This is a genomic window from Proteus sp. PR00208, assembly GCF_016238545.1.
In the GTDB taxonomy this organism is placed as follows: domain Bacteria; phylum Pseudomonadota; class Gammaproteobacteria; order Enterobacterales; family Enterobacteriaceae; genus Proteus.
Window position 1 is genome coordinate 104855 of the sequence record NZ_JAEHQE010000011.1, and the last position, 10821, is coordinate 115675.

Consider the following 10821-nt stretch of genomic DNA (forward strand, 5'->3'; position numbering starts at 1 on the left):
GACATCTAATCTCTTTTTGAGTTCAGAATAGGCGCTTTTAAAAAAGAAAAGCTTAAGATGAGGGATAATACCAAGAGGTGTTCTCTATTTTATAGCGTTCATAAAAGATAAGTTTTTAATATTAATTGTGCAAAAATAAAGCATTATCTTGTTTATTATTTATTCAAATCAAGAAGGGCTAGAGAGAATAATTGTTAGCGATAATGTTAATAAAAAAGACTATTAATTGATTAAGAAAATCTAAAAGAAGAGAAACAAAATAAAAAATAAGTAAGGTGACTATGTATAACTTACTGATAATAATAATTTCTTTCATTTCATGTTGGTCTATTAAAAAGAACAAAATCCTATTATGATCACAGTTATGTTATTTTATTGTTAACAAAAATGGTTAATGCTGTATATTTTGCATAATCAGCTTTTCAGCGCGATTCAATTCCTTATACTGGCATTGCAAACACTCAAAAATGCCTTTTTTAAATATTATTTTAAGTAATGGAATAGCTATGGATAAACAACAATCCAGAGTCTTCAGCCTGTTCTTTCAGGGAAGTCTCGTTAAACAAATTCTCGTGGGATTAGTCGCAGGGATCTTACTTGCTTGGTTAGCGCCAGAAGCTGCCAAAATGATGAGCCTGTTAGGTACTCTGTTTATTAGTGCATTAAAAGCTGTTGCCCCTATCTTAGTTTGGGTGCTGGTTATGGCTTCAATTGCAAACCACCGTCAAGGGCAAAAATCTAATATTCGTCCTGTATTAATTTTATATCTGTTAGCAACGTTCTTTGCTGCGTTAACCGCAGTTGTTGCCAGCTTTATATTCCCATCAGTTTTAACGCTAGTTGTTAACGAATCACAATTGTCACCACCTGAAAATATTGCTGAAGTTCTTAAAGGCGTATTAATTAATGTGGTTGCAAACCCTGTTGATGCGCTTATCAATGGTAACTATATGGGCATTTTAGCGTGGTCTATCGGGCTTGGTTTAGCATTACGCCACGCAAGTGATACTACTAAAGCCTTAACGCAAGATTTAGCTGACGCAGTAACTAATTTAGTGCGTGTTGTTATTCGTTTAGCGCCTATCGGTATTTTCGGCTTAGTGTCATCAACGATTGCAACAACTGGCTTTGAAGTCTTAGCAGGTTACTTACAAGTTCTTGCTGTATTGATTGGCTGTATGTTGTTCGTTGCTTTAGTCGTGAATCCACTGATCGTATTTTGGAAAATCCGTAGTAATCCATATCCATTAGTGTGGGCATGTTTGCGTGAAAGTGGTGTAACTGCCTTCTTTACACGTAGCTCAGCTGCAAATATTCCAGTGAATATGGCAATGTGTCGTCGTATGAATTTAAACGAAGATACTTATTCTGTTTCAATTCCATTAGGTGCAACCATTAATATGGGTGGTGCTGCAATCACTATCACTATTTTGACATTAGCTGCGGTTAATACACTGGGTATGCCAGTCGATATTCCAACTGCGTTATTGTTAAGTCTTGTTGCTGCGATTTGTGCGTGTGGTGCATCAGGTGTTGCAGGTGGTTCTTTACTGTTAATTCCACTGGCTTGTAGCATGTTTGGTATTAGCAATGATATCGCTATGCAAGTGGTTGCTGTGGGCGTGATGATCGGAGTGTTACAAGATTCAGCTGAAACCGCACTGAACTCATCAACTGACGTTCTGTTTACTGCAACAGTTTGTATCGCTGAAGATAATCGTATTTCAGAAAATCCATTAACTGAAAAAAATAATGGGTAAAAAGGGTAAGTAGTAAGACAGGAAGAGTAGTAAAAATAATAATTAATAAAAAAATATAACCCCACATTTTGTGGGGTTTCTTTTTGTCTTGCTAACTTTAATTGATTAAATTTCAAGGGCGAGTTCTGTGCCTTGCCTAATAGCGCGTTTTGCATCTAATGCACTGGCATCTTTTGCTCCACCAATAAGATGAACTGTTTTGTTTTCTTTTTCTAAAGGCGTAAGTAATGGGTGATAAGCACGTTGCCCTGTACACAATATAATATTATCAGCAGGGATAAGCTGTTGCTTTCCATCCTGTTCAATAATGAGACCTTCTGGTGTGATCCTTTGATAGTTGCAATGGGTTAAAAATTTAACGCCTTTTTTCTCTAGCGTTAAACGATGTATCCATCCCGTTGTTTTACCTAAGCTTAAACCTATTTTCCCTGCTTTACGCTGTGTCATAACAATGTGTTTAGTATCGTCTTTTGAATGATTTGCGGGTTTTATGCCACCACGATAAGAAAGTGTCGGATCAATACCCCACTCTTTATTAAAGGCGCAAGGACTTAGGCTACTACATTGCCCTTTTTGCGTGAGATAAAGGCTGGTATCAAAGCCAATTCCGCCACTCCCCATGATCACGACATTTTTACCTACTGGCTGGTGGTATTTAAGAACGTCGAGATAAGATTTCACAATGGGTTCATCAAGTCCTTCAATCTCAGGAATATGAGGTTTAACGCCACTTGCTAAAATCACCTCATCAAAGTTTTCAAGATGTTCAGGAGTGGCTTCGGTATTATTTTTAACAATGACTCCCGTGAGTTGTAATTGTCGTTTGAAGTAACGTAATGTCTCTTGAAATTCTTCTTTCCCCGGAATTTGACTGGCGATATTAAGTTGACCACCAATCACATCTTCTTTTTCAAACAGTGTGACATGATGGCCTCGTTTCGCGGCGGTTACCGCAAAAGATAATCCCGCGGGTCCCGCACCAACAACAGCCAGTTTTTTAGGTTGTTGAGTTGGAATAACCAGAAGTTCGGTTTCTTGACAAGCAAAGGGATTAACTAAACAAGAGGCGGTTTGACCTGAAAATATTTCATCAAGGCATGCCTGATTGCAAGCAATACAAGTATTGATTTCATCTTCGCGCCCCTGTTGTGCTTTAAGCACAAACTCAGGATCAGCAAGGAAAGGGCGAGCCATTGAAACCATATCAGCACAGCCTTCAGCTAAAATAGCTTCTGCGGTTTGTGGTGTGTTAATTCGGTTTGATGTAATCAGTGGGATATTCACCTTTCCCATTAATTCGCGTGTGACATTCGCAAATTGGCCTCTTGGTACCATCGTGGCAATGGTCGGAATTCGCGCTTCATGCCAACCGATCCCTGTATTAATCATTGTAGCGCCCGCTTTTTCAATGGCTTTGGCAAGATAAAGTACCTCTGATGCCTCTGCGCCATCTTTGATTAAATCCAACATAGAAAGGCGGTAAATAATAATAAACGCCTCACCCACGGCTTTCTTAATGCCTTCAAGAATACGTAAAGCAAAGCGACAACGATTTTCGATATTTCCTCCCCACTGATCGTCTCGCTGATTAGTCTGTCTGACTAAAAACTGATTAATTAAATAGCCTTCCGATCCCATTATCTCAACACCATCATAACCTGCCTTTTGAGCCAATTGAGCACAATGAATGTAATCATTGATGGTTTGTTCGATTTGTTCATGACTCATGGCTTTTGGCATAAACGGGGTGATTGGCGATTGAATAGCTGAAGGTGCAACTAAATTAGGTTGGTAGCTATAACGGCCTGTATGCAATATCTGTAATGCAATTTTACCGTCTTGTTGATGAACCGCATCAGTAACAAGTTGATGAGTTGCCAGTTGGCTTTCAGACATCAATGTTGCAGCGTGTGGCAATAACACGCCTTGTTTATTGGGAGAGATCCCTCCAGTCACTATTAGTGCAACACCTGCCGCGGCTCTTTGGGCATAAAACTGTGCAAGTTTTGGGGCATCATTCGGATTTTCTTCAAGTCCAGTATGCATAGAGCCCATAAGAATACGGTTTTTAAGTACGGTAAACCCTAAATCAAGAGGCGAAAATAGATGAGAATAATGTGCCATCAGATACCCTTTTTATACTGGTCAGATGAGATATCTATTAGCATAACGAGAAGTGAGTGATTAAGAGTTTATTATGTTAATAAGTTGTGATCTTAATCATGGAAAAGGTGAATGGCGGGCTATAAATCAATAATAATCTAAGTGATTAGTTAATGAGAACAAATAGTGATAATAAAAATCACACTCATTCATAATATTTCATCATATAATGTAGTGTACCTATTAATACGTATTAAAAACACACTTCACTATTTTGAATTTGGAGACGTTATGATTAATAAATTTAATCAACTTGTTGACTGTTCTGACTTGGGTAAATTGGTATTACGTGTTTCTCTTGGCGTTTTAATGTTATTACATGGACTTCATAAAATGGAACCGGGTGGATTAGCAGGTATTCAGGGAATGTTGGCTAATGCTAATCTACCTGCATTTATTGCTTATGGCACAGTGATTGGAGAAGTTGTTGCGCCTATTCTATTGATTATTGGTTTATTTACTCGTGCTTCAGCGCTGGTTTTAGCGGGTACAATGTTTGTTGCTGTACTGATGGTGCACTCAGGTGATTTATTTGCACTAAACCCTAAAACAGGGGGATGGGCACCAGAAAGCGCGGGCTTCTATTTATTTGCGGCAATTGCTGTCATGTTTTTAGGTAGCGGTCGTTTCGCTGTTAAAAAGGATTAATAAATTTAATAATCAATAAATTTGAATGTTATCTTTATAACTTGATTAAAATTGATGAATGAACGCCCAGTTTTATCTTGAACTGGGCGTTTTGTTTTCGACAACGTAGTTAATTATCGTTTATAAACTAAAGTCGTTTTTATTTTTGATTTGGTGGCGTTAATTTAAATACTTTTTCATTTTCGCCTAGCCACTGACGAGCTACTTGGTTTATATCGTTAACACTTAATGTTTTTATAATGGCAGGGTCAGTAAGTAAACGCTGATACTGCTGGTCATCAGTTGCAACTTGTGCAAGGGCATCTGTCCAATAGCTTGCACTGTCATTTACTTGTGAATTTTCAGTTAGCCAGATATTTTTAGCCTCTTGTAACTCTTTATCTGTAATGCCTGACTGCTTAACTTCGTTGACCACTTTACGCGCGAGAGTGATTAATTCATCTGCACGCTCAGGTGATGCTGTAAAGTTTAAACGGCCAGTATAGTAGCTTGTAGGGACTTTCGTTAACATTTCAGAGAAACCAAGAGAGTAAATTCCTCCAGCACGTTCACGTAGATTAAGTCTTAAGCGTTGGCTGATCACCGTATCGAGTAAATTTAGCGCTAATACTTGTTGCTGTGACCATTGAGCAGGCGCTGCATATTGAATGCTAATCATGCTCTTATCACTACTTGCAATAGGATATGTTTTGCTAAACGAGGTGAGTTTAGGATTAATAGCGGGATCTGCCCAAAATAAGCGTTGCTCTGAACGTGTTGGCAGACTCGCAATCCAGCGCTCAATTAACGGTTTAACTTGATTAAGGTTCACGGGACCACTGATAACTAACGTCATATCAGCAGGTTGCCCTAAAATCATTTGGTTGGTTTGCTGTAATTGTTGGGCAGTAAACTGCTTCCAAGCACCTTGAGGAGAAACCACTAAACGATCGCCATTTTGATAACTTTCTTTATTGATATTATCTAAGAACGTGCGTTCAACAGGCGTTTTTGAAATGCCTAATGCCATCGCTTGTTTTTGTTGCTCTAATTTCTCGCCATTAAATTGCGGTGATGTGATTTTTAAGTGCATTAACGTGAGTAAAGTTTCCAATTCATCAATGGGCGCTTCACCACGGAAACCGTGGAATAATAGTTCACTGTAAGGGCGTAAACTAATTTGGTGTTGTTTGGTAAATAACGTTAATTCGCGAGCGTTATAATGACCATATCCACTGACTTCAGGTAATTTTAATGCCCATTGCACCATGCCTAAGCTTTGATTGGTTTCAAGGGATGAACCACCCGGAATACGCAGTGAAACTTGAATATTATCTTTAAGATAACTGTCATTTTTCACAATCACTTTTACGTTATTGCTCAGTGTCCACTCTTGTGTTTTTTCAATCGGCAGTGATTGCGTTGAAACAATGGAGCCTGTTTGTTCAGGTTTGATATCTAACACAACGGCTTGTGTTTTTAACGTAAATGCACCTGGATTTGATTGTCTAATTTCTTGCCAACGTTGTGCTGCTTTAGTTGCACTAAATACATTGGCATCACTATCAGGGCCAATAACCGCCACTCGTGGTGATGCTTGTTTTAGGTATTGAGCAAAATAGTGTTCAAGTGTTTCAGGTGTCACTTTATTGATGAGTTGATAGCTTAAATTTAATGCCTGTTTTTTTGTTTGAATTGGCATCTCCAATTCGATCGCGGTGGTAATTTGATTGGCTAAATAATCGTGCTCGTAACGTTCTTCGCCCGCTGCTTGTTGACTTAGACGCTTTAACATCGCATTTCGAGCATTATCTAATTCTTCTTGAGTTACCGGAACAGAGGCTAGGCGTTGAACTTCGGTAAATAAGATATCTAATGCGCCTTGGTAATCATTACCTTTAGGGTGCGCAATCATCAATTGCTGTGAGCGGCGAGAGTCTAACATTGCGCCTTGCGCATTAGCGCTAATGGACGCAATCAAGCCATTATCGACGATAGTTGAGAAGCGTTGATTTAAAATCGATAGCCATAATGAATCCATTAGGTCTTCATATTGACCTTGGCGGCTATTTAAAGGTGCAGGCAAAGTACGTTGCAAGGTAAATTGCAAAATACGTGAGCCTTGTTCTTTATCGAAAATAGTCTTAACGAGTAAATCTTTATGATCGATAAAGTTGTGCCAAGATGGGTCGTCAATCCCTTTGTTCTCGCTATTTTTAGCGTTAAACAGTTGTTTAATATCTGCGATTGCATCGCCTTGATTAAAGTTACCCACCAGCACTAAAGCCATTCTTTCTGGTTGATACCAAGCATCATAATAACGTTTCGCATCTTTTACATCGCCATATTTAACGATGTCTAAATCACCAATAGGATCACGATCCAGATAACGGCTACCGTAATAACGCAATTCTTCTAACTGGCGGTTAATTCGAAAACCAATCCCCTGACGTAAACGCCATTCTTCAACAATAACAGGGCGCTCTTTATCAAACTCAATAGGGTCAAATGTCATTTCAAATGCCCAATCTGATAAGATTTTTAGCCCTGTTTTAATTTGGATGGGATTTGCATTCGGCAATGACAATTTATAGGTAGTTGCATTTAAACTAGTTGCTGCATTAACGTGGCTACCTAATTTCATGCCTAGGCTTTCAAGTTGTTTAAAGCCCGTTGTACCCGGAAAGTGTGTGGTGCCTTTAAACGCCATATGTTCGGTAAAGTGTGAAAAACCAAGTTGCTTTTCATCTTCTTGCACAGAACCGCTTTTCACTAATAGACGCATTTCAACGCCAGTTTGTTGGCGTTGCAGTAAGTAGACGTCTAAACCATTATCTAATGTAAAATGGCGAACATCAGGGCGCAGAGATAGCGTATTTTTGTCATTTTGATTAGGGGTGCTTGCAGCACACCCTAAAAGTGAAAGACTGACTGAAACAATCAGTAAATTACGATACATATTCGGTAGCTCCAGCAGGTTGAGAGGAGGATACGGTAGAGGCTTTTAATGAAAGCACATTATCTGCAATCACATGTGTAAAGCGCTGGTGGCTGACTAAGGCAATACCCGCAGTTGGCAGATGTTGTTTTAGCAACTTCAACATGCTTAATGCATTTTGTTCATCAAGTGCTGATGTGGTTTCATCTAGTAAAATAAGCTCTGGTTTATTGAGTAATAAACGGGCAAAAATAAGGCGTTGTTGCTCACCACCTGATAGGCGTGTTGTCCAATCAGTTTCCAGTGAAAGTTGATTTTTTATTTTATCTAAGCCCACCAAATGAAGCGCTTCTTCGTACTCTTTGGCGGAGAATTGATTAGGCTGATAAGGATAAGCGAGCAAACTATCTAAACGCGCAAAAGGCAGATACATACGTTGTGGGATCCAACACACATTTGGTGAGCGTTGAATTTCCCCTTTGAAATAAGGCCAATGTCCACTTAATGCTCTAAGCAGTGTTGATTTACCTAAACCAGAACAACCTTCGATAACGGTTAATTCACCCGCTTTTACAGAGAAGTTAATATCTTGGATTAACAGGCTGTTATCTTGCATAAATAGAGAAAGATTGGCTTTCAACTTAATCTGTTTATCATTTAAATCAGTGACTTCTGGCTCATGATCGTGCTCTAAAAGCACTACGAAATTGTAAAGACGCGTCACCGTTGCTTGCCATGCAGCAATCTCTTTATAGGAGAAAATAAACCAGCTTAATGCACCCGCAACGCTAGAGAATGCTTGTCTCAACTGCATTAATCCCCCTAGCATTAATTCGCCAGCAAGGAATTTAGGTAAGGCAAAAATAATTGGCGCCATTGCAGTAGCTTGTTGGTAGCCCACAGTGAAGAATGCAAGATTTCTTTCGTAGCGGATAAGGTTATTCCAGTTATGAATAACCCCTAAAAAACGGCCCATTAATTCATTACGATCACTGATTTCACCACGTTGGCCTGCAATTGCATCGCCATGTTGTTTACGGGTGATGAGAGCAGCACGGTAATCAGCTTCTTTGCGCTGTTTATCCATATTAATTTTACGCAGTGGCGAACCAATAAACTGCGTAATAGTGATCCCAATAATGGTATACACAATACAAGCCCAGAACATATAGCCAGGAATTGTCCACTCGCTACCACCTAATGTGAAAGAGATAGCGCCAGACAGTGACCAAAGAATGGTGGCAAAAGAGATAAGCGTGAGTAACGAGTGCAAAAATGTCACGGTTAAACGCATTGTTGATTCGATCAGTAAACGAATATCTTCTGCAATACGCTGATCTGGGTTATCAGGCTCTTGAGAAGTGAGTCTTAACATATAGTGTTTACTGTTTTTTGATAACCAGCGATCAAGCACTTGTTCAGTCATGCCTTCTCGCCAGCGAATGACCATTTTTTGGCGTAAAAAATCGCCCATTACTACCACAGTAATTAATCCCGCAATAATAATGACAAATTGTTGAAGGAGCTTGTATAACGCTTGTCCGTCAAGTTGTTGTAATGCGTTATAGAAACTGCCATTCCATTCATTCATTTTGACGTTAAACCAAACCGATGACAGGGTTAAGGTTAATGAGACAATCAACAGAAACCAGCAGTAAAGGGCGGCACGCCGCCCCCAAAAAGGTGAAACTAAATAGAAAAATTGTTTTATTGTTTTCATTGCTTATTGGTCATATTTTTATTGTTTATCGACTAGGTTGCTCACATTAACTTCGTCAATTTATTAATAGTCGTAGCTGACTTGTAACCAGAATTGACGACCTGGTTCATAAGATTTGTAATCTTTATCTTGGTAAGTGAAGTAGTCAGCCACATTTTTGGTGTTAAGGACATTATTCACTTCAACAGAAATACCGACACCATAAGCAAATTCAGGTTTCCAACCCAGTTTGGTATCCCAAGTAAAACGACTACTGTAATTACGTTTTTTGTATTCAAATAATGGACCATATTCACTTGGTTTTGGCGCGCCATTATTGACTTTTTCTGCTTGTGAACGAGCACCATTCCATTGAAGTCGGTTATACCAAGTAATATCCCAATCATCCCAAACACTGGTGAGTTCAGCCGTGACTTTTAATGGTGAGTTAAAATTGCCAGAAGGTAAGTCTTTGGCATTGATGATTTTTCCGTCATACCAAACTTTGTCATAGTTCATTCCTTGTGAACTAGGATCGAAATTGGCGTAACCAGAATCTTTAGGGGTATTGGTTTTGCTTTTCTGCCAACTAATAGAAGCATTAAAAACATGATCTGCTTGGGCTAATTCCCAAGGCTGACTGTTTTTCACTGAAAGCGTTAAGGTATCGTGAGTGCTGCGACCATTATTATTGAAGTGACGAATTCTTATTTTGTCTTTGTCATTCGGGTATTTTGTATCACTACGGACTTCGTCACGACCTTCACGATGAACGTATTGCAGACGCCAAGTTGTAGACACAATTTCTTGTTGTAAACCTAACGTAATTTCATCGTTATACGGTGTTTTGAGAGAATCAACACCTTCAAAGTCGGTACGGTTTTCCCAATCATTTGGATTGTTGTTATCACAAGAGAAATAGCAGTGCTGTAAGCCTGCATTTTGTGCGCCATACAGTGCGTAAGTCAGCATGGAACGACCGTAATAACGGTTTACACCACCAATAATTAAGGTATCACCTGTTCCCCAAAGATCATAAGTTCCGCTTAAACGTGGAGAAATATTATTTTTTTGAACAAAATCATCACGATCTAAACGGATACCAGGACGTAATGTGAGGCGTTTATATTGGATATTATCGTCGAGATAAATAGCGTAGTTAGTATACGAAGCATCATATGTGCCCGCTAAGAAACGCGTTGTTTGCTGCAATGAACCCATCCACTGATTATCCCATGTGGAACCTGTATAGGTGTAGTTGTAATAGGTTTTGTCGCGGATATAAGAGCCTTTAGTTCGGCTAATCTCAAATCCTGTCGTTGGCTGGTGACTCACGGCACCCCATTCAACAGGGTTAAATCGCATAATACTTTTTGCGTTATAGGTTTCTTGTCTACTTTTCAGATCACCTTGACCACCACTGCTAACCTGCTGTGGGTTTTGCCAATCGGTATAATCTTTAATGGTGATAAAGTAGTCTTGATCATTAGTACGCTTATCTTCAAGGTTTTGATAACCCGCCGTTAATTCCAATGAACCAAGATCAAGTTGGTGTTTATAAAGTGCGGTAAAACTTAAACCATTATGTTCGTTGTCATAGCCTGAGTTATAGACAGAACCTGAGAATAAATAAC

General features: G+C 39.1%; 5 protein-coding genes and 1 pseudogene. 2 read left to right on the forward strand and 4 right to left on the reverse strand.

Annotated features, from left to right (window positions below; genetic code table 11):
* The first annotated feature begins 506 nt into the window (after nucleotides 1-506).
* Nucleotides 507-1760, forward strand: a complete 1254-nt coding sequence (gene sstT / locus JEP36_RS09665) for a serine/threonine transporter SstT (RefSeq protein WP_198630132.1) — start codon at nucleotides 507-509, stop codon at nucleotides 1758-1760.
* Between the two features lie 105 nt (nucleotides 1761-1865).
* Here sstT and JEP36_RS09670 read toward each other — a convergent pair whose 3' ends face one another.
* Complete coding sequence (locus tag JEP36_RS09670) at nucleotides 1866-3884, reverse strand: oxidoreductase (protein WP_198630133.1); 2019 nt, start codon at nucleotides 3882-3884, stop codon at nucleotides 1866-1868.
* A gap of 270 nt (nucleotides 3885-4154) precedes the next feature.
* Between JEP36_RS09670 and JEP36_RS09675 the strand changes: the two genes are divergently transcribed.
* The gene (locus tag JEP36_RS09675) at nucleotides 4155-4571 is read left to right on the forward strand and encodes a DoxX family protein (protein ID WP_198619294.1); all 417 of its coding nucleotides are present in this window, start codon (nucleotides 4155-4157) and stop codon (nucleotides 4569-4571) included.
* A gap of 139 nt (nucleotides 4572-4710) precedes the next feature.
* On the opposite strand, the gene JEP36_RS09680 is transcribed toward JEP36_RS09675, so the two are convergent.
* From JEP36_RS09680 to JEP36_RS09690, 3 genes and pseudogenes are all read right to left on the reverse strand, one after another.
* Nucleotides 4711-7509: a M16 family metallopeptidase gene (locus tag JEP36_RS09680; RefSeq protein WP_198630134.1), complete on the reverse strand. Its 2799-nt coding sequence runs from the start codon at nucleotides 7507-7509 to the stop codon at nucleotides 4711-4713.
* Nucleotides 7499-9208: an ABC transporter ATP-binding protein/permease gene (locus JEP36_RS09685; protein WP_198630135.1), complete on the reverse strand. Its 1710-nt coding sequence runs from the start codon at nucleotides 9206-9208 to the stop codon at nucleotides 7499-7501. Before JEP36_RS09685 ends, JEP36_RS09680 begins: the two co-directional genes overlap by 11 nt.
* Before the next feature lie 63 nt (nucleotides 9209-9271).
* Nucleotides 9272-10821 (reverse strand): annotated as a pseudogene (locus JEP36_RS09690) (TonB-dependent receptor); the annotation flags it as partial.

Excerpts from the sequence above, each read along its gene's own strand:
- JEP36_RS09675 (WP_198619294.1), top strand. The coding sequence starts at position 4,155 with ATGATTAATAAATTTAATCAACTTGTTGACTGTTCTGACTTGGGTAAA.
- JEP36_RS09685 (WP_198630135.1), bottom strand. The coding sequence starts at position 9,208 with ATGAAAACAATAAAACAATTTTTCTATTTAGTTTCACCTTTTTGGGGG.
- sstT (WP_198630132.1), top strand. The coding sequence starts at position 507 with ATGGATAAACAACAATCCAGAGTCTTCAGCCTGTTCTTTCAGGGAAGT.
- JEP36_RS09680 (WP_198630134.1), bottom strand. The coding sequence starts at position 7,509 with ATGTATCGTAATTTACTGATTGTTTCAGTCAGTCTTTCACTTTTAGGG.
- JEP36_RS09670 (WP_198630133.1), bottom strand. The coding sequence starts at position 3,884 with ATGGCACATTATTCTCATCTATTTTCGCCTCTTGATTTAGGGTTTACC.